The following is a 19356-nucleotide window of genomic DNA, read 5'->3' on the forward strand; positions in this document are numbered from 1 at the left end:
AGATTCGATTTATGGAGAAGATAGTATTTGAGAAAAACCACATAAGAAATTATGTAAAAAACGTGATTGCTGAAAAGATCGACAAACTAAAAAACTTTATCGAATTCACACTGGAAGCAAGCCGCGATATCAAAAAGACTCCGAAGTATGACAGCATGAGAGAGGAAATGCAGGAAGAGATTTACCAGATGCAGAAACAGCTCGCAGCCTTAAACGATTTAAAAATAAACATGGCCAAAGTTCTGAACAATACCACGGAGAAGGTTCAATTGGGTTCTTTGGTGATTACCAATAAAGCACGTTTTTATATTTCAGTTTCTTTGGGTGAATTCTTTTTCGAAGGTGACCGCTTTTACGCAATTTCCCCGGAAAGCCCGATGGCCAAAAAGATGATGGGCATGAGATCCGGCGACGAGTTTACTTTGAATAAAATTCATCAGAAGATCGTGGAAGTATTGTAGAGTTATGAGTTATAAATGATGAGTGATGAGTTGTTTTTCCGTGGTGTCATTCTGACGAAGGAAGAACTTAATTTTTGTTCTGTCAATTTGTAGCATAAAACCTGCAACTTGAAACTGTTAACCATCAACTTTTTCCGTAATTTTGCATCTATGAATAAAGCAGAAGTTTTAAAAGAAATCATAGAGCAAAGAAGAAGTATTTTTCCTAAAGATTATACAGGGGTAGAAATTTCTCAGGAAATTATTGATGAAATTTTAAAGTCAGCGACATTTGCCCCTAATCATAAACGCACAAAACCTTGGCGTTTCAAAATATTCAAAGGTGAGGAAAAGGCGCAATTAGCTTCAGAAATGCAGGCTATCTATAAAGCCAGTCAGCCCGAACAACTTTTTTTGGAAAAGAAATACAATGACATCGGTTTTAAAATCAATAAAGCGGATGCCGTGGTTTCCATTGTTGTCAATTTCAGCGGGATGGTTCCGGAATGGGAGGAGATTGCAGCGGTTTCCATGGCTGTCCAGAATATGTATCTTACCTGTACTGCCAACGGAATCGGATGCTACTGGAGTTCACCGAAAATCGTAGAACAATTGAAAGAATCTCTCACCATCGAAGAAAACCAAAAATGCCTTGGACTTTTCTATATGGGAAATGTTTAATTAATTTACCAATGTATCAGTGTATCAGTTTACCAATGAGATTTTATAATCAAAGTGTATTGTTGCATTGTTAGATCGATAAATTGTTACATTTATTAATTGTTCAATTAAACTTTTTTATTATCTTTGCACTCTTAAAATATTTAACTGGGACGAGTTCCCTTAAAATTCAAACATTATGTCAGTAAAAATCAGATTACAAAGACACGGAAAAAAAGGTAAGCCTTTCTTCCACATCGTGGTTGCAGATTCTAGAGCTAGAAGAGATGGTAGATTCATCGAGAAACTAGGAACTTACAACCCAATTACTAACCCAGCAACTATCGAGTTGAACGTTGATTCTGCTGTGAAGTGGTTAAACAACGGTGCTCAGCCGACTGATACTGCTAGAGCTATCCTTTCTTACAAAGGTGCACTTTACAAAAAACACTTACAAGGTGGTGTTGCTAAAGGTGCTTTTGATGAGGCAGAAGCTGAAAAAAGATTTAATGCTTGGGTAGATGCTAAAGATGCAAAAGTTCAAGGTAAAGTAGAAGGCTTAACTAAAGCTCAGGCTGACGCTAAGAAAGCTGCTTTAGAAGCTGAAGCTAAAGTAAATGAAGCTAGAATCGCTGCTGCTGCACAAGCTGAAGCTGATGCTAAGGCTGCTGAAGAAGCTGCAAACGCACCTGCTGAAGAAGCTACTACTGAAGCTACAGAAGGAGAAGCTCCTGCTGCTGAATCTACAGAAGAAAACACTGAAGCTTAAGAAAAACCCTGTATGCGTAAAGAAGATTGCTATTTATTAGGAAAAATCACACGCAGACACGGACTTGCGGGAAATGTAATCCTGAAACTGGATACAGATCAACCCGAGCTTTACAATAAATTGGAATCAATATTCGTTGAAATCAACGGACTATTGGTTCCTTTTTTTATTGCAAAATCAGCATGGAGCAAAACAGATGCTCTTAATATCGCCTTCAAAAATTCTACGGAGGCCTTGGTAGATCAGTCTTTGGGTAAAAATGTTTATTTGCCGTTGTCTACCTTACCAAAACTTTCCGGAAAACAATTTTATTATCACGAAGTGATCGGTTTTACGATCTTTGATGAAGAAAATAATAATTGCGGAGTTATTCAATCGGTGAATGATCAGACTGCCCAGAACTATTTCGTAACCAGTTTTGGAGGAAAAGAAATCGTAATTCCTATCATTAAAGACTGGATTCTTGAGGTGAACAGAGAGGAAAAATCCATCAAAATGCAGCTTCCAGAAGGTCTTATTGATGTATTTCTAGTTCCTTCGAAAAAAGACGAATAATTTCCTTCTACCGGGAAGATAAATTTCCCTTTTGACCATTCACTTATTCACTATTTTATTACTCATAAACCGCGGGTAGCAAATATTCCTGTACTATTTTATCAGCCTGTACATGCGCATAAGACTTGTTGTAAGCTTTTGCTGTAATTACCATTACGACAGGGATTTCTGTAAATATGATGATCTTATTTCCGCCATTTCCACTGGATTGATAGGCTTCATAATTTTTATTTCCAACTTTATATATTTTTCTCCAAAAGAGGTAGCCGTAACCATCAAAATCTTTGGTATCAGTGAAATAATTGGTGAACGTTTTTTTTATCCATTCTTTGTCTAAAATTGTTTTCCCATTCCATGTACCATTATTTTTATACAGTTGTCCGAATTTAGCAAAATCTAAAGTGCTCATTCGCAATCCGCCTGCCAATGAAGGCTTTTGCTGAGGGGTAAATTGCCATTTGTAATTCGAGATTTTTAACGGCTGAAACAATTTTTGATCTGCATAATCTTTCAAGCCTTTCGGAACGGATTTATCTAAAATATCTCCGGTCAATACAACTCCAGCGGTGAAATAACTCCATTTTTTTCCGATTGTATTGTCTGTCATAGGTAAATCAAGGATAAATTTTATCCAGTTGTCGGTTGGATACATATTTTCTTCATTTCCGGGAGATTCGTAGTCGTCATCATTTCCGTTAAATCCTGAACTCATCGTCAGTAAACTTTTAATCGTCACCTGATCTTTTTTAGAAGAATAATTCCCCAATTGTTTTAAATCGTAAAATTCTTTCAGGGCTTGATTTTCATTTTTAATGTAACCGTCTTTAATGGCAATGCCCATTAATGCTGATGAAAACGATTTTCCGACTGAGCGTGTATCCTGCAAAGAATCCCGACCGGAATGATTAAAATATTCTTCCAAAAGCAATTTTTCATTTTTAATAACAACAATACCTGTAATTTCCCTAAACCTGTTTTCAGCAATTTTTTTATTTAAAAGCCGGATTTTTTCCTGATTAAATTTTTCCTTAGAAACTTGCCAGTCACTACCCGGAAGGATTTTCTGAATGGCAATCTGCTGTTCGGAAATATTCTTTTTAGGAATAATTAATTGAATTTCTCCATCTGCAATCTTGTTCCCAACTTTCAAATCCGGTGTTTTTAAATAAGGTTTTATTTCAACTTTTAGCAGGTGATTTCCGGGTTCCAGAGCATCAATTCCACTATTGGCAAGATAAAAACGCATCCACAGGTATCTTCCCCACAAGTCTTCATTTTTAGTACTGATAAAAGGAATTCTAAAGGTTGTCTTAATTTTTTTGCTATCTGCTGTTCCGGCTCCCGGATTGAGATTTTCGGTGTAGATTAATTTTCCGTCAACAAAGAAATTAAATTGATAATTTCCTTTTTTGAGCAATTCGTCTGCAGATAAAATGGGATCAATTTGATGTAAATAATTAACCAAAGAATTATCCATAAAAACACGGATGTCGAAGTCCTTATCTTCCTGAAAGGTCATGGTTTTCAATAAATCGTTTTCCTTTATATTTTCTAGAGCAATGACTTTATCTAGAAAAATAATTTTATTTAAATGATTTTTCTGAACAGAATTTTCAATTTTTTCGGGTTCGATAATATTTTTAACCTGACTAAAAGAAAGACTGGAAATTAGAATTAAAGCGAATAGGATGATTGGTTTCATTATTTATTTTATCTAAACAAAATTATGCATCATTTTTCTGAAAAAATAGAATGAAATTAACGTTTCGGATTTGTAGACAACCCTTGACAAGGATCACCCTTTAAAAAAGAACCATTCTTGATCATCTTAAAATTTTAAAAATCATTTCAAAATCTTTCTATATTTCAACGGAGTAATCCCAATATTGTCTTTAAAGCAGCGAATAAAATGACTCTGATCCGAAAACCCACATTCTAATGCAAGTTCGGAAAGCGATTCGTATTCATTTAAAAGTTTCAGTGATTTTTCAATTTTCAGCTTTCTGATATAGTCTCCGAGATTACAATGAAAATGTTTTTGAAAGTCCCTGCTCAAATGCATCGGATGAATATTTAACGTTTTTGAAAGTTCAGCTAAACTCAATTTTTCTGTGAAATTTTCGTGCAGGATCTCATCGATCTGACGTACCCAGTTTGGTTTCTTTTCCGGATTGCTTTTTTGATCTGATAATTGACTGAAAAGATGTAATAAAAGCTGATGAATCTGCAATTCAAACGAATGATCATTCATTTTTGTTTCCTTAAAAATATTATAAATCAATAATTTTAAAGCAGGATTCTTAATATTCAAACTTCCTTCTGTTTTACTTTTCAAAATTTGATATTTTTCAAACCAATCTTCTGAAATTTCAAGATGGAATCCTCTTGTGAAAATGTCCGGTTTTATGTTGTAATGGGCATCTTCCCAGTGATGATAAAGCAATGTTCCGGCGGAGCAGTCATAGATTTCCTTTTTGTTCCCTTCCTTCATATTCCCCTGTAGCAGAAAGGTGAAATATGGGTTTTCATGATAATGCCAGTCAACAAAAGCGTGGGTATATTCTGTATCCGTAATGGTCAATCCATCGAATCTGAGGGTTTTGTTGGTTTGTCCGAAAAATTCACCATTACGAAGAGTATTCATGATAAATAATTAAATCATTACAAATATGTGAAAATTAAGTTCTTCATGTCTATTTATTATGTTCAATTTTGAATTTAAAAAAATTATCATAGTACTTTTAGAAGGATAAAATTAACAATTTTTAAGAACCTGAAGGAGAAATTCTTGTTTTAATTTCATTTATTAATTTGCTCCCTATATTTCAAATATTATAGACAAATAGTTCACCAATGACATATATTATTTTAGAATTTTGGTATTAAAATTGTTCACCACTGCGAGAATGAAAATCAGACCCTTTTAAAGACAGTCGTGATTTGATTATTTAACAACTAAAAAAATAAGAAGATGAAAAAAACATTATTTACAGTTATTTTAACTGTACTTTCGCACGTGTTTTATGCTCAAGTTGGGATTAATACGCCTAATCCACAAGCTACCCTAGATGTAGTAGGGCAGGAAAAAAACCTTAGAAAAGTTGATGGAATTATTGCCCCAAGATTGGCGGGAAATCAGCTAAAAGCTAAAGATGGCCTTTATGGAAGCAGCCAGATAGGAGCTATTGTATATGCAACTTCACCTGCCAGTCCGGTTTCTACAAAAACACAAAATGTAACTGCTGTGGGGTATTATTATTTTGATGGTTCTGTTTGGGTGGCATTCAATACGTCTAAAAATATAAACGATGCAACCAGATATTTGGGAGGAACCGTTTATGTAAAGTTTCAACAGCAAAGCGGAGGAAATTTGAGCAACTCGAAAGTCATTGGTGGCACAGAGAATACAAACTACAACGTAGGAACTGTAAGCCAGACATCTTTAAAAGGTGGGATTGATTCTGTGATAGGAAATGGCTATACTATATCTAATCCCAGAAGTGGAATATTTGATATTAAGTTTGATAACCCTTTAACGCAGATCTACGGAATATCTGTAAATATTGTAGACTCATACGGATATAACGATGGAAATCAAAGTAATATACCGGCCGGTACAGGTTCTACTGCGACTGAACCAGGAATGAGGTTGTTAACAAATGATAATGCTCAGGTATCTTATATATCCAATTCAATTATTCGTGTAAAAACAGGAAACAGTAATGGTGGTCTTGATAACAGATCATTTACTTTCTTAGTGACAGGGGTGTAAATGTTTTGAGTTTAAAAATAAAAAGAATCGTTTCGATTTCTTTTTTTAAGACAGCGTAATCATCAAATTGCGCTGTTTTTTTGTAACTTTGCACTCATTAATTTTTATACAAAAATTTATAATCAACAAATGAAAAAGCAGACAATTAAGGAAATCCTGCAGGATTACAAGAAAGTATTACATCATGACATTACGGTTTACGGTTGGGTAAGAACATTCCGTGCAAATCGCTTCATCGCGCTTAATGATGGTTCTACGATTAATAATTTGCAAATAGTTGTTGATTTCGAAAATTTCGACGAAGAGATTATTAATAAAATAAGTACGGCTTCTTCTCTGAAGATCGTAGGTGAAGTGGTAGAAAGTCAGGGAGCGGGACAAGATGTAGAGATTCTGGCTAAAAAAATTACCATTTTAGGAGATAACTTTACTGAGGAAAGAGATAAAACGATTCTTCAACCTAAAAAACACACTTTAGAAACATTGAGAGAACAGGCACATTTAAGATTTAGAACAAACTTATTCGGAGCTGTTTTCAGAGTGCGTCATGCAGTGAGTTTTGCAGTACATGCATTCTTCAACCAAAACCAGTTTTTTTACATCAACACACCGGTAATTACGGGAGCTGATGCAGAAGGAGCAGGTGAAATGTTTGGAGTGACCAACTTTGATCTCAACAATATTCCGAGAGATGAGCAGGGAGATATTGATTTCTCTCAGGATTTCTTCGGTAAAAAGACAAACTTAACGGTTTCCGGACAGCTTGAGGGGGAAACTGCAGCCATGGGATTGGGTAGAATTTATACTTTCGGGCCTACTTTCCGTGCAGAAAACTCAAACACAACGAGACACCTTGCAGAATTTTGGATGATCGAGCCGGAAGTTGCTTTTAACAACCTGGAAGACAACATCGACCTGGCGGAAGATTTCTTAAAATATGTGATCCAGTATGTATTGGATAACTGTAAAGATGATCTGGACTTCCTAGACAAACGTTTTGCGGAAGAACAAAAAACAAAAGCTGAAAAAGAAAGAGCAAAAGAAGGTCTTATTGAAAAGCTGCAAAATGTTGTTGCTAAACGTTTCAAGAGAGTTTCTTATACAGAAGCGATTGAGATTTTATTAAACTCAAAAGAAAATAAAAAAGGCAAGTTCCAGTATCCTGTTGAAAAATGGGGAACAGATCTTCAGTCTGAGCACGAAAGATATCTGGTGGAAAAACATTTTGAAAGCCCGGTAGTGTTATTCGATTATCCGAAAGAAATCAAGGCATTCTACATGAAACTGAACGATGACAACAAAACGGTTGCCGCGATGGATGTACTTTTCCCGGGAATCGGAGAGATCATCGGAGGTTCGGAAAGAGAGGCGAGATTGGATGTTTTAAAGCAGAAAATGGCAGATATGCATGTAGACGAGCACGAGCTTTGGTGGTATCTTGATACCAGAAAATTCGGTTCCGTACCACACGCAGGATTTGGATTAGGATTGGAAAGACTGGTACTTTTTGTAACGGGAATGACCAATATCAGAGATGTGATTCCTTTCCCAAGAACACCGAAAAACGCAGAGTTTTAAAAAATTATATAAATTTTTACAAAATCCTTCTAACAAAATTGGAAGGATTTTTTTATTAACTTTACTTAAAATTATGGAGATGAGCACAATTACGATACATACAGAAAATGAAAATCAAATTAATTTATTGAAGGCACTTTTGAAAGAGCTGAAAATTAATTTTGAAATCAATAAAGATGAAAAAAAACTTACAGAATGGCAGAAAGAAAAGATTTTGAAAGGAATTTCTGATATTTCTGAAGGAAAATTCTCTTCAAGTGAATCTGTTGGTGATAAAGCAAGAAAATGTTTAGAATAATCTGGTCGCATCAGGCAGAAACTGATTATATTGACACACTGAAGTATTGGGTTGCTCATAATCAATCAAACACGTATTCTTCCAAACTCATAATAGAAGTAGAGAAAAAAGAAAAGCTTATCGCTCAAAATCCCAATATTGGTACTCCATCGGAAATAGCAGGTGTGAAATATGTTTTAATTGATAAAAATTTTTCACTTTATTATAGAACTAATGAGGATGTCGTTGAAGTTCTCGCATTCTGGGATAACAGGAGAAATCCGGAAAATTTGAGTTTGTAAAAAGTATAACAAAAAGCCTTAAATGTAAAATTTAAGGCTTTTATGTTTATTTTAAAATAGCTTATTATACCACATATAAAGCAAAAATCGTGCTAAAGAATGTTTTTCTCGAAATAATTTATTAAATTCGTAGAATATGTTATGTTAAAACACAAAGAGTAAATATGCTTAAACAACACTTACAACTCAAATTAGGACAGAAGCTTGCACCTCAGCAGATTCAGTTGATGAAGTTGATCCAGCTTCACACGCTGGAATTCGAAGAGGAACTGGAGAGGGAGTTAGAGGAAAACCCTGCTTTGGAAATTGTAAAGGAAGAGCCTAAAGAGGAAGATTTTTCTTCTTCTCTGGAAGATGCTTATCAGGATGAGGGCACGGAAAGCATTACCACTGATTTTGATGTAGACCAATATCTTTACGACGACGAGCCAAGCTATAAAACTGCTTCCAGCAATTATTCTCCCGACGACGAAGAGTTTGATAACGAAAGTCTTTTAACGGAAGGGCAGTCTTTGTATGACTATCTGACGGAACAGATTCATTTATCAAGCATCAATCCGGAAGATCTTAAAATTGCAGAATATATCATCGGAAACCTTGATACAGACGGATATTTAAGAAGAGAGATCAAATCGCTTGTTGATGATTTGGCTTTCTCACAGGGGATTTATACAACCAAAGAAAAAGTAGAGGATATTCTTGAAAATTATGTTCAGAAGCTTGATCCGCCCGGAGTGGGAGCGAGAGGTCTTCAGGAATGCCTGTTGCTGCAGATTGAAAAGAAAGTAAGCTCTGATAAATCTGTTTCTTTAGCTGCCAATATTTTAAGACATCAGTTTGATGCTTTAACGAATAAACATTACAACAAGATTATTCAGAAGTATGACATCGAAGAAGAGGATCTTAAAGATGCATTGGAAGAAATTTCAAAATTATCTCCAAAAGTAGGCGGAAATTTTGATACTCAGACGATTACTATTAATCAGGAGATTATTCCGGATTTTGTGATTCAGGTAAAAGACGGGCAGGTTGTTCCGGTACTGAACAGTAAAAATGCACCGACTCTAAGGGTTTCTGAAGAATATAAAGATATTTTAACGACCTATTCTCACGATAAAACTTCTTCGGAACATAAGCAGGCTGCCTTATTTATCAAACAAAAGCTGGATGCTGCAAAATGGTATATTGATGCGATTAATCAGCGTCAGAATACATTATTGCAAACCATAACGGCTATTGTGAAATTTCAGAAAGAATATTTCATTACCGGTGATGAGAAGTCTTTAAAACCAATGATTTTAAAGGACGTTGCAGACATTACAGGATTTGATATCTCAACCATTTCAAGGGTGGTGAAAAGTAAATATGCCGATACTCCGAACGGGATTGTTTATTTAAAGGATTTATTCTCCGACAGTCTTACCAATGACGATGGTGAAGAAGTGTCTACAAAAGAAATTAAAACGCATCTTCAGGAAGTTATCAGTAAAGAAAATAAAAGAAAACCTTTGACAGATGATGCTTTGGTGATTATTTTAAAAGAGCAGGGCTACAATATTGCCAGAAGAACGATTGCAAAATATCGTGAACAGCTGAATATTCCGGTAGCGAGATTAAGAAAAGAATTATAAAATAATAGAAAAGCAGTTCAGGCCGAACTGCTTTTTATTTTTGTGTTATTCCTTTACATTTTCCAGTCCAAGTTCTTTGATAGAAACCTCTCTCATTTCCACCTTTCTTATTTTCCCTGAAATGGTCATTGGAAATTCATCTACAAACTTCCAATATTTCGGAATTTTATAATGCGCGATTCTTCCCTTGCAGTATTCTGAAAGCTCTTCTTCAGTGATTTGGAAACCTTTTCTCACTTTCACCCAGGCCATTACTTCTTCCCCGAATTTTTCACTCGGAACTCCGATAATTTGCACGTCCAGAATATTGGGATAAGTGTATAGAAAATCTTCAATTTCTTTAGGCGAAATATTTTCACCACCGCGAATGATGAGGTCTTTTATCCTGCCGGAAATGGTAATATAGCCTTCATCATCCATCACAGCCATGTCTCCGGTGTGCATCCATCGGGAATCATCGAGTACTTTTTTCGTATTTTCAGGATCGTTCCAGTATTTCAGCATGACGGAATATCCTCTCGTACACAGTTCGCCATGTTCACCACGTTCTACAATTTTTCCATTTTCATTAATAATTTTTATTTCTAAATGATCCTGAACGGTTCCAACGGTATTTACCTGTTTTTCGAACGGCGTTCCGATTAACGTTTGGGTAGAGACGGGAGACGTTTCCGTCATTCCGTAGCAAATACTTATTTCTTTAATATTCATCAGGTTTTCTACCTTCCTCATGATTTCCGGAGGACAGACAGAACCCGCCATGACACCTGTTCTTAAACCTGAAAAATCAAAACTATCAAAATTCTTCACCGCCAATTCTGCAATAAACATGGTGGGAACTCCATACAGAGAGGTACATTTTTCGTCAGAAACAACTTTTAACGTAATATCAGGATCAAAGCTGTCATTCGGAATTACCATACAGCAACCGTGTGCTGTACAGCAGATATTGCCGATCACCATTCCAAAGCAATGGTAGAAGGGAACGGGAATGCAGACTCTGTCTTTATGGGAATAGTGTAATCGAATTCCGATAAAATATCCGTTATTTAAAATATTATGATGAGAAAGTGTCACACCTTTCGGAAAGCCCGTTGTTCCTGAGGTATATTGAATATTGACAGGATCATCAAACTGTACATGTTCCTCAAAGCTGTGAAGGGTATCATCGGAAATTTCCTGACCGTTGTTGAGGAATTCTTCCCAGTTGTCATCAAAGAAAATTTCAGATTTTAAGGTGTTGCAATATTCTCTTGCATCGGCAATCATTTTTTTATAATCACTTGATTTAAATGTCTGAGAAGAGAAAATATGAGACATTTCCGACTGATTGATCACGAAGATCAGCTCACTGGTTCTGTACGCAGGATTGATATTCACCAGGATAACCCCGATTCTGGCCGTTGCATATTGCAAAAGAACCCATTCGTAACGGTTGGTAGACCAGATGCCGATACGGTCGCCGGCTTTTGCACCAAGGAAAATCAATGCTTTGGCAACAGCCGTGGTTTGATTATAAAACTCCTGATACGTAGCACGGTAATTTTGATGTACGGAGACTAAAGCTTCTTGATGGGGGAATTTTTCAACAGTGTGTTTAAGGTTGCTTCCGATGGTTTCCCCTAATAATGGGATGTCAGAAGCACCGCTTACATAAGATAAGTGCATAGAGTGAAAGATTTGGTTAAATAAAATTAATAATTATATCTTAAACTCAGACTTTTTATGTTAAATTTCCTGAGAATCTATTTCCTTGAGCTGTTTTAAATTTTTATCGAGTTTTCTGATAATGATACCGTAAACCAACCTGTAGTATAACCAGATTAATAAAATACTCAGTACCATACTTACGATAATTCCGCTGATGACAATGGTAAGATCTGAGGTGGTCGGCTGTACATTCTGGCTGTTTAGCGCATAAAATATAAATGCCGTGAAAACAAATGTGAAAGCTATTAATAAAACAATGCTGATAAGAATAAAAGCATTAACTGTTTTTTTGAATTTAATGATTCTTGTGATAAGACCTTTAAGATTTTCTTCAATTTTAATCTTACGATAGTTTTGATAAAATTTAAAGACAAAATAAGCGGTGATAAGCAGACTTAGAATTTTTATGGCAAAATAAGCGTGGTCGAAACTGCTTTCCACTTCAGGTGTTTTTTGCGCACCCAGTCTTTCCAGCACTTTAGAAAAGCTGTTGGCTTCATCATTCTGGAAAAAATAAAATAATCCCAAAACAGAAAAGAATAAAAACTCGGCAACGCTGATCCAGAAAATATATTTCACATAATTACGCGATTTTCGGTTCAACATCTGAAGAATTTCATTGTTGTCGTATTTCTGCTGAACAGGCTGTTCCTGCCATGTTTTCTTAAAACTGTCTAAATCAAATTCAGGCATATTTTTCCATCTGTTCTTTAAGGGTTTTCTTTAATCTGTTCATTTTCACACGCGCATTTACTTCGGTGATCCCGAGGTTTTCTGCAATATCCTTGTAAGGCAAATCATCCAGATACATCATTACAATCGCTCTTTCCACATTGGGAAGCGTCTTTATTACAGTATACAAAAGTGAGACCTGCTGCTGTTTTTCATCATCATCTTCAATAAAATCTGCATGATTGATGTCTAACTCGTTTGTGGGCAGGCTTTTACTTTTTTTTCTGAAAAGAGTAATGGCTGTATTTAGGGCAACACGATACATCCACGTAGAAATTTTCGAGTTTCCTTTAAATGAGTCATAACTTCTCCATAATTGTAACACAATTTCCTGAAAAAGATCTTCCTCATCCTCCAAAGAATTGGTATAAAGACGCGAAACCTTGATAATCAGACCCTGATTATCCTTAATAAGCTGCGCAAATTCTTTTTCCTTTGAGGCCAATGTGGATGTATAATTTTGTTGCACGAAGATAAAGACAAAATCTTAATCTAACAATTTAATAATCTAACAATGTAACAATTATTAAAAACAATATGAATCTTCATTGTTATATTGGTACATTGCTAAATTGTTACATTTAATTGTATCTTTGCAGCCACGAGAAAGTCGGCTTGTTGATTCTTATTTCGGTAAGGGTAGGAAAGTCCGGACACCGTAGAGCAGCAAAGCGGATAACATCCGTCACCCGCGAGGGTAGGACAAGTGCAACAGAAAGGATGTACAGTTCGGCTGTAGTGAAATCAGGTAAACTCTTTGTGGTGCAATGATAAGTATATCGGTTCTTTTCAGCAATGAAAATAGGAGCTGCTCGCTCTGAAAGCCGAGGGGTAATCAGCTAAAGTTTTGCAGTAATGTAAGACGTAGATAAATAACAGGCATCTCGTTGCTTGCAATGAGACACAAAATCCGGCTTATAGATTTTCTCGTGATTTTTTCAAAAAGCTGGACGTTTGAAGCTGGAAGAGAAAAGTTTTAATGCAATGCCTTTAACCTCCATCTTCAAGCTCCCATCTTCCATCCAAATTATTCACTTTCCAAATGCTTTTTCGCTTCCTGCAATTCCGTTCTGTCCTCATTCGAAAGTTTTGGATAGGCCAGATTCATTTTTTCTAAAGTATCAATAATGATCTGTATTGCAGCGACCCTTGCAAACCATTTGTCATCTGCCGGAAGCACATACCATGGAGCATGAGCCTTTGAGGTTTCGTTGATAGCCGTTTCGTAGCACTCCATATATTTATCGAATAAAGCTCTTTCCGGAAGGTCGGCTGCGGAGAATTTCCAGTTTTTTTCCTGTTCATCGATGCGGTCGAGAAGTCTTTGTTTTTGTTCGGCTTTGGAAACGTTTAAAAATATTTTTACGATGGTAGTTCCGTTTTCAGAAAGGTGTTTTTCAAAATTCCGGATGCTTTCGTAGCGGTTTTCCCAGAATGTATTGTCAAAATCTTTTACGGATTTCCATGTTTTTTCACTTAAATTATATTCAGGATGTACCTTACACACCAACACATTTTCGTAATGCGAACGGTTGAAGATCCCGATCATTCCTTTATGAGGCAGTGCCACGTAATGTCTCCACAGGAAATCGTGCAAATATTCTTTAGAACTTGGTGTTTTAAAACTCGTTACATTACAACCCTGCGGATTCACCCCACCGAAAACATGCTCAATGAGGCTGTCTTTTCCGGCTGCATCCATTGCCTGAAGCACAACGAGAAGTGATTTGCTTCCGTCGGCATACAGTTTTTCCTGCAGTTCGCGAAGTTTTTCTTTTTCCTGGATTAATAATTGTGTTCCTTGTTCTTTAGTAAGTTTTCCTTCATATTGGGTTGAAGTTTTTTTTATCGAAAATTTTCCTTTGACTAAAAAATCATCTGAGAAATTGGTGTCCATATTTTTAATAGTTATTTAAAGATTAAAGGATTAAAGCTACATGTAAGTTTTTAGCATTACCAGCAACTAGCAACCACCAACAAGCAACTAACCACCGCCACGCAACTATCCCAACATAAATGTAATAAAAAAACCGCCTCGATGGAGACGGTTCTTTTATTTTTTGAGTAGAGCTTACTTTGCAGCAGCTACTTTTTTAGCTTGTTTTGTAGCTTTTTTCTCAGCCTTTGCTTTAGCTTTCAGTTCTTCAGCAGTCAATGGCTTTGGATCCGGAGCGTTTGCGTCTACAGTACCTTTGATGTAGATTACAGTTCTGCTGTTTGCAGGGTCATTAGAAAATACCTCAATCATTTTGTTGAATCCACCGTTGATGGCAGTATTGTATCCAACTTTGATTTTAGCTGATTTCCCTGGCATGATAGGATCTGTCTTGAATTCAGGAGTTGTACATCCGCAAGAAGCCTTTACATTAGAAACAACTAGAGGCTTGTCACCTGTGTTTGTTACCGTAAAATATCTTGTACCATCAGAATTTGGCTTGATAGTACCATAATCAAATGTAGTTTGATCAAAAGTAATAGTTTGTGCAGATGCTAGAGCAAATGTCCCGAATAATGCAATTCCTGCAATTAATTTTTTCATATTCTTGAATGTTAATATGTAAGTTAGATAAATTTTGAGAAACAAAGTTAAAAATTATTTTAATTCATACTTAAAATTTTTTTTCTTTAGACTATTTTTGCAAATTGTAAATTAAAGAAACAGAATTTATGCAGATTTCAGAAAAGTACAATCCACAGGAAACAGAACAGAAGTGGTACAATTACTGGTTGGAAAACAAATACTTCCATTCAGAGCCGAATGACAAGCCGCCTTACACTGTTGTAATTCCTCCGCCAAACGTTACGGGGATCTTACACATGGGGCATATGCTTAATAATACCATTCAGGATGTTCTGGTCCGTCGTGCAAGAATGCAGGGCTTCAATGCCTGTTGGATTCCGGGAACAGATCACGCCTCCATTGCTACGGAAGCGAAAGTTGTTGCTAAACTGAAGTCTGAAGGAGTCAATAAATCAGATATTACCCGCGAAGAATTCCTGAAACACGCTTGGGAATGGACCGACAAATACGGCGGTACGATCCTTGAGCAGTTGAAAAAGCTGGGTTGCTCTTGCGACTGGGACAGAACGCGTTTTACGATGGAGCCTAAACTTTCTCAGCAGGTAATCAAATCTTTTGTTGATCTTTACAATAAAGGTTTGATCTACAGAGGATACAGAATGGTAAACTGGGATCCGGAAGCGAAAACCAATATTTCTGATGAAGAAGTAATTTTTAAAGAACAAAACGGAAAATTATATTTCCTGAAATATAAAATCGAAGGTTCGGAAGAATTCCTTTCGGTGGCTACAACCCGTCCTGAAACGATTTTCGGAGATACTGCAGTTTGTATCAATCCTAATGATGAGAGATATGCTCATCTGAAAGGTAAAAAAGTAATCGTACCGATCGTTGACAGAATAATTCCGATCATTGAAGACGAATATGTTGACATCGAGTTCGGAACGGGAGCTTTGAAAATTACCCCTGCTCATGACGTAAACGACTACGAGATCGGACAAAAACACCATCTTCAAATGATTGATGCTTTGGATGATGACGGTAATTTGAACGAGTACGGGTTACATTACGCAGGAAAAAACAGATTTGAAGTAAGAAAGCAGATAGCGAAAGAATTAGAGGAAAAAGGTCTTTTGTTAAAGGCAGAGGATTACGTAAATAAAGTAGGAACTTCAGAAAGAACAGGTGCGGTTATCGAGCCTAAAGTTTCTGTTCAGTGGTTCCTGAAAATGTCTGAAATTGCAAAACCTGCTTTGGATGTTGTAATGGATGATGAGGTGAAATTCTATCCTGAAAAGTTTAAAAACACCTACAAACACTGGATGGAAAACATCCGCGACTGGAATATTTCCCGCCAGCTTTGGTGGGGGCAGCAAATTCCTGCGTACTATTATGGTGACGGAGAAAATGACTTTGTAGTTGCAGAAAACATCGAAGACGCTTTAGCTTTAGCTAAGGAAAAAACCGGAAACTCGAATCTCGAAATCTCGAATCTAAAACAAGACCAGGACGCTCTCGACACATGGTTCTCATCATGGTTGTGGCCAATGTCAGTTTTCGACGGTCTGCTTGATCCTGAAAATAAGGATATTAATTATTATTATCCGACTTCTGACTTGGTAACAGGTCCGGATATTATTTTCTTCTGGGTAGCGAGAATGATCATGGGCGGATTGGAGTACAGAAAAGAAGTTCCGTTCAAAAATGTTTATTTTACAGGGATTGTAAGGGATAAGCAGAGAAGAAAGATGTCAAAATCTTTAGGAAACTCACCGGATCCATTGGAATTGATGGATAAATATGGTGCAGATGGCGTTCGTGTAGGAATTTTATTAAGTTCTGCCGCAGGAAATGACCTTCTTTTTGATGAAGACTTAATGCTTCAGGGAAGAAATTTCATGTCAAAAATTTGGAGTGCTTTCCGATTGATCAACATGTGGAATCATGAGGATAAACCTGCAAATGCTACAGAAACACAGGCAATCGAATGGTTTGAAAATAAATTAAATAAAACGATTGTTGAAATTAATGATCAGTTTGAAAAATTCAGAATTTCTGATGCTTTACATTTGATTTATAAATTAATCTGGGATGATTTCTGTTCTTGGTATCTTGAAGCGATTAAACCAAACTATGGAGAAGGAATTTCTAAAGAAGTTTATCATAAAACAGTTCAGCTTTTTGAAGAATTAATGAAGCTTCTTCATCCGTTTATGCCTTTCTTAACAGAGGAATTGTGGCAGACGATTTCAGAAAGAAGCATTGAAGACGCGTTAATGATTGCTCAGCAGAAAAAAGCAGAAGCATTTAATGAAGATATTATTAAGAACTTCGAAACTGCATCCGAATTGATTTCAGGAGTTAGAAACTACCGCCAGACGAAAGGAATTTCTCCAAAAGAAGTAGTAGAAATTTATACTAATGCTTCAGAATTTTCAAACGAATCGGTTATTAAAAAATTAGCCAACGTTTCAGCAATTCATTTTGGAACAAAAACAGATAAACCAAGCTTTACATTCTTAGTGGGTGCAACGGAAGTTTCAATTCCATTAAGTGAAAACTTAGATTTAGGAGAAGAAAAAATCAAAACGGAAGAAGAATTAAAATATTTAAAAGGATTCTTAATTTCTGTAGATAAAAAGCTTTCCAATGAAAAGTTTGTTGCTAATGCAAAACCTGAAGTTGTAGAAGTTGAGCGTAAAAAACAAAAAGATGCGCAAGATAAAATTGCAATTCTGGAAGAGAAATTAAAAACTTTATAAACTCAAACCTTGAAGGTTTTAAAAAATAAAATGACACACATAGAAAACATAAAAAAACTATTCTCAAAAAGCTTCGTAGAAAATCCTTTGTTGGAGAGCTTCGAGGTGGGGAAAATTTATCTTTCCAGTGGAAAGCTTGTTGCCTGTGATCCGTTGATTACGAATGACATGAAACCCTTCAGTACAGAATTTCCCAAAGGTGATTTTTCTGTTTTGCTGCATAAAGAAAGAGAAAGTAATTGTGTTGCGTATGCAGAAATTGTTTTCAGTAATGCTGAAATTTCAGATTGGAAAATGGCTACGACAGAAGGACAGGACGTAAAAGATCTTGCAGAAGAGGAAGTTTTCGGATATCCTGTAGAAAGCGGAATGGGATGCTTTATGGATGTAGAAACCCAGAATAGCCTGAATGAATTGGAACAAAGATTGTATCATAGCAAAGGAGTAGATTTTATGGGGATTTATGAAGAATTTTTCCATGATTATTTTTTTGATGAAAATGGTGCGATCGATCAATATGCATTTTTGAAACCGGCAGAAGAAAAGCCCGGAACTATTTTTGGTTTTGAAACAGGATATGGAGAAGGTTTTTATGCAAGCTATATAGCTTTTGATAAAAATAATGTGCCGGTGAAAATTATTACAGAATTTATCGAAATTAGTTAATTAAAGTTAATTATTTTTGTACCCTAGTTCCCTTATTATAAATTTGTCCAAACACACACAATAATATTAAACTAAAACACAATGAATTTCTCATCAGAACAGCCGAAAATCATCGTTGTAGGAAGCTCATCCATAGACCTGGTTCTTGAAACAGAAAAAGTTCCGTGTCCTAACGAAACCGTTATTGCCCGCAATTCCGAAAGCTATTTTGGAGGAAAAGGGGCCAATCAGGCAGTGGGAGCAGCCAGACTCGGAGCCAGTGTATATTTCATAGGCTGCGTAGGTATGGATCCTCTTGGCCAGCAGATCATGAGAAATATGGTTGGCGAAAACGTAAACGTAGGATTTGTTTTCGAAACAGATCAGGAAGCTACAGGTACAGCGTATGTAACGACTTCCGACGGTAATGCGGCTATTGTAGTCGTGCCTGCAGCCAATAATTATCTGAGTATCGAACACGTAGAAGCGGCCGACAAATACTTTCACACGGCAGATCTAGTTCTTCTTCAGTTGGAAGTTTCTATGAAAGTGATCGAATATACCATCAAAAAGGCTAAAAAATATGGCAAAAAAGTTGGTTTATACGCTTCACCCGCACAACGTCTGTATGATGATATATTAGACAATATCGATTTTATGATCGTGAAAAGCAGCGAACTGCATATTGTTTTTGGGGAAGACCAGAGAGAAGAGATTCTTAAAAAATATTTCAACAAAGTTTTTGTGAGGGACGATATCAATTCTACCGTTTATTTTGACGGAACAGAAATGAAATACTGTAGAAACGATAAAGATAAAACCGTTTACAAAATGGGAATGGGAGACGCCTTCACATCTGGGTTTGCTGTAGCTTTATGCCATGGAAATCCTATCGAAGAATGCGTAAAGTTCGGAAATGAAGTTTCTGCAAGGGTTTCTGGTAAAAAAGGATCTCAGACAGGCCTGCCGAGAATTTCAGATTTCTTCTCATAAGCTATTTGC

Annotated in this window: 19 protein-coding genes and 1 other RNA gene; 13 read left to right on the forward strand and 7 right to left on the reverse strand. The window is 36.2% G+C overall.

Features of this window, described 5'->3' with window-relative positions; all coding sequences use genetic code 11:
- Positions 1-11 precede the first annotated feature (11 nt).
- The 4 genes from BMX24_RS01250 (at position 12) to rimM (ending at position 2424) form a co-directional block, all read left to right on the forward strand.
- Positions 12-461 carry a GreA/GreB family elongation factor gene (locus BMX24_RS01250; protein ID WP_089790276.1) on the forward strand — a complete coding sequence of 150 codons (450 nt, stop codon included), beginning with the start codon at positions 12-14 and terminating at the stop codon, positions 459-461.
- Between the two features lie 150 nt (positions 462-611).
- Positions 612-1121, forward strand: a complete 510-nt coding sequence (locus BMX24_RS01255; RefSeq protein ID WP_089790277.1) for a nitroreductase family protein — start codon at positions 612-614, stop codon at positions 1119-1121.
- Between the two features lie 178 nt (positions 1122-1299).
- A complete protein-coding gene (locus tag BMX24_RS01260) occupies positions 1300-1869 on the forward strand; it encodes a 30S ribosomal protein S16 (protein WP_089790278.1) in 570 nt (189 codons plus the stop codon).
- Between the two features lie 12 nt (positions 1870-1881).
- The gene (gene rimM / locus BMX24_RS01265; protein WP_089790279.1) at positions 1882-2424 is read left to right on the forward strand and encodes a ribosome maturation factor RimM; all 543 of its coding nucleotides are present in this window, start codon (positions 1882-1884) and stop codon (positions 2422-2424) included.
- Positions 2425-2482: 58 nt separating this feature from the next.
- Here the strand turns inward: rimM and BMX24_RS01270 are convergent, their stop codons facing one another.
- Both BMX24_RS01270 and BMX24_RS01275 read right to left on the reverse strand, forming a co-directional pair.
- A complete protein-coding gene (locus tag BMX24_RS01270) occupies positions 2483-4126 on the reverse strand; it encodes a serine hydrolase domain-containing protein (protein ID WP_089790280.1) in 1644 nt (547 codons plus the stop codon).
- 141 nt (positions 4127-4267) lie between these two features.
- On the reverse strand, positions 4268-5068 hold the full coding sequence (locus BMX24_RS01275; protein WP_089790281.1) for a helix-turn-helix domain-containing protein: 801 nt from the start codon (positions 5066-5068) through the stop codon (positions 4268-4270).
- A 327-nt stretch (positions 5069-5395) separates the two neighbouring features.
- Here BMX24_RS01275 and BMX24_RS01280 point away from each other — a divergent pair, with 327 nt between their 5' ends.
- The 5 genes from BMX24_RS01280 (at position 5396) to rpoN (ending at position 9984) form a co-directional block, all read left to right on the forward strand.
- Positions 5396-6196 (forward strand): hypothetical protein, encoded by an 801-nt coding sequence (locus BMX24_RS01280; RefSeq protein WP_089790282.1) that lies wholly within the window; start codon positions 5396-5398, stop codon positions 6194-6196.
- Positions 6197-6325: 129 nt separating this feature from the next.
- Positions 6326-7774 carry an asparagine--tRNA ligase gene (asnS, locus tag BMX24_RS01285; RefSeq protein WP_089790283.1) on the forward strand — a complete coding sequence of 483 codons (1449 nt, stop codon included), beginning with the start codon at positions 6326-6328 and terminating at the stop codon, positions 7772-7774.
- Between the two features lie 79 nt (positions 7775-7853).
- On the forward strand, positions 7854-8072 hold the full coding sequence (locus BMX24_RS01290) for a DUF2683 family protein (protein WP_139176682.1): 219 nt from the start codon (positions 7854-7856) through the stop codon (positions 8070-8072).
- The gene (locus BMX24_RS01295; RefSeq protein ID WP_089790285.1) at positions 8060-8353 is read left to right on the forward strand and encodes a type II toxin-antitoxin system RelE/ParE family toxin; all 294 of its coding nucleotides are present in this window, start codon (positions 8060-8062) and stop codon (positions 8351-8353) included. The genes BMX24_RS01290 and BMX24_RS01295 overlap by 13 nt, the downstream gene beginning before the upstream one ends.
- Before the next feature lie 164 nt (positions 8354-8517).
- The gene (gene rpoN, locus BMX24_RS01300; protein ID WP_089790286.1) at positions 8518-9984 is read left to right on the forward strand and encodes an RNA polymerase factor sigma-54; all 1467 of its coding nucleotides are present in this window, start codon (positions 8518-8520) and stop codon (positions 9982-9984) included.
- 45 nt (positions 9985-10029) lie between these two features.
- Here the strand turns inward: rpoN and BMX24_RS01305 are convergent, their stop codons facing one another.
- From BMX24_RS01305 to BMX24_RS01315, 3 genes are read right to left on the reverse strand one after another with little or no spacing between them, the layout of a single operon-like run.
- Positions 10030-11652, reverse strand: coding sequence for an AMP-binding protein (locus BMX24_RS01305; protein ID WP_089790287.1), 1623 nt, complete (start codon positions 11650-11652; stop codon positions 10030-10032).
- 60 nt (positions 11653-11712) lie between these two features.
- The gene (locus tag BMX24_RS01310) at positions 11713-12387 is read right to left on the reverse strand and encodes an MFS transporter (protein ID WP_089790288.1); all 675 of its coding nucleotides are present in this window, start codon (positions 12385-12387) and stop codon (positions 11713-11715) included.
- Entirely contained in the window at positions 12380-12871 is a 492-nt protein-coding gene (locus BMX24_RS01315; RefSeq protein ID WP_072954385.1) for an RNA polymerase sigma factor, read from the reverse strand. Before BMX24_RS01315 ends, BMX24_RS01310 begins: the two co-directional genes overlap by 8 nt.
- A 157-nt stretch (positions 12872-13028) precedes the next feature.
- On the opposite strand from BMX24_RS01315, the gene rnpB reads away from it, so the two are divergent.
- Positions 13029-13360, forward strand: an RNA gene (gene rnpB / locus BMX24_RS01320) — RNase P RNA component class A.
- A 93-nt stretch (positions 13361-13453) separates the two neighbouring features.
- On the opposite strand, the gene BMX24_RS01325 is transcribed toward rnpB, so the two are convergent.
- Entirely contained in the window at positions 13454-14323 is an 870-nt protein-coding gene (locus BMX24_RS01325) for a PPK2 family polyphosphate kinase (RefSeq protein ID WP_089790289.1), read from the reverse strand.
- A 174-nt stretch (positions 14324-14497) separates the two neighbouring features.
- The gene (locus BMX24_RS01330) at positions 14498-14965 is read right to left on the reverse strand and encodes a DUF1573 domain-containing protein (RefSeq protein ID WP_089790290.1); all 468 of its coding nucleotides are present in this window, start codon (positions 14963-14965) and stop codon (positions 14498-14500) included.
- 128 nt (positions 14966-15093) lie between these two features.
- Here BMX24_RS01330 and BMX24_RS01335 point away from each other — a divergent pair, with 128 nt between their 5' ends.
- From BMX24_RS01335 to BMX24_RS01345, 3 genes are all read left to right on the forward strand, one after another.
- A complete protein-coding gene (locus BMX24_RS01335) occupies positions 15094-17709 on the forward strand; it encodes a valine--tRNA ligase (RefSeq protein ID WP_089790291.1) in 2616 nt (871 codons plus the stop codon).
- 30 nt (positions 17710-17739) lie between these two features.
- Complete coding sequence (locus BMX24_RS01340) at positions 17740-18375, forward strand: DUF4241 domain-containing protein (RefSeq protein ID WP_089790292.1); 636 nt, start codon at positions 17740-17742, stop codon at positions 18373-18375.
- Positions 18376-18456: 81 nt separating this feature from the next.
- Positions 18457-19347, forward strand: coding sequence for a ribokinase (locus BMX24_RS01345; protein WP_089790293.1), 891 nt, complete (start codon positions 18457-18459; stop codon positions 19345-19347).
- Positions 19348-19356: the final 9 nt, after the last annotated feature.

Origin of the sequence: Chryseobacterium wanjuense (genome assembly GCF_900111495.1) — a bacterium.
GTDB classification, from domain to species: domain Bacteria; phylum Bacteroidota; class Bacteroidia; order Flavobacteriales; family Weeksellaceae; genus Chryseobacterium; species Chryseobacterium wanjuense.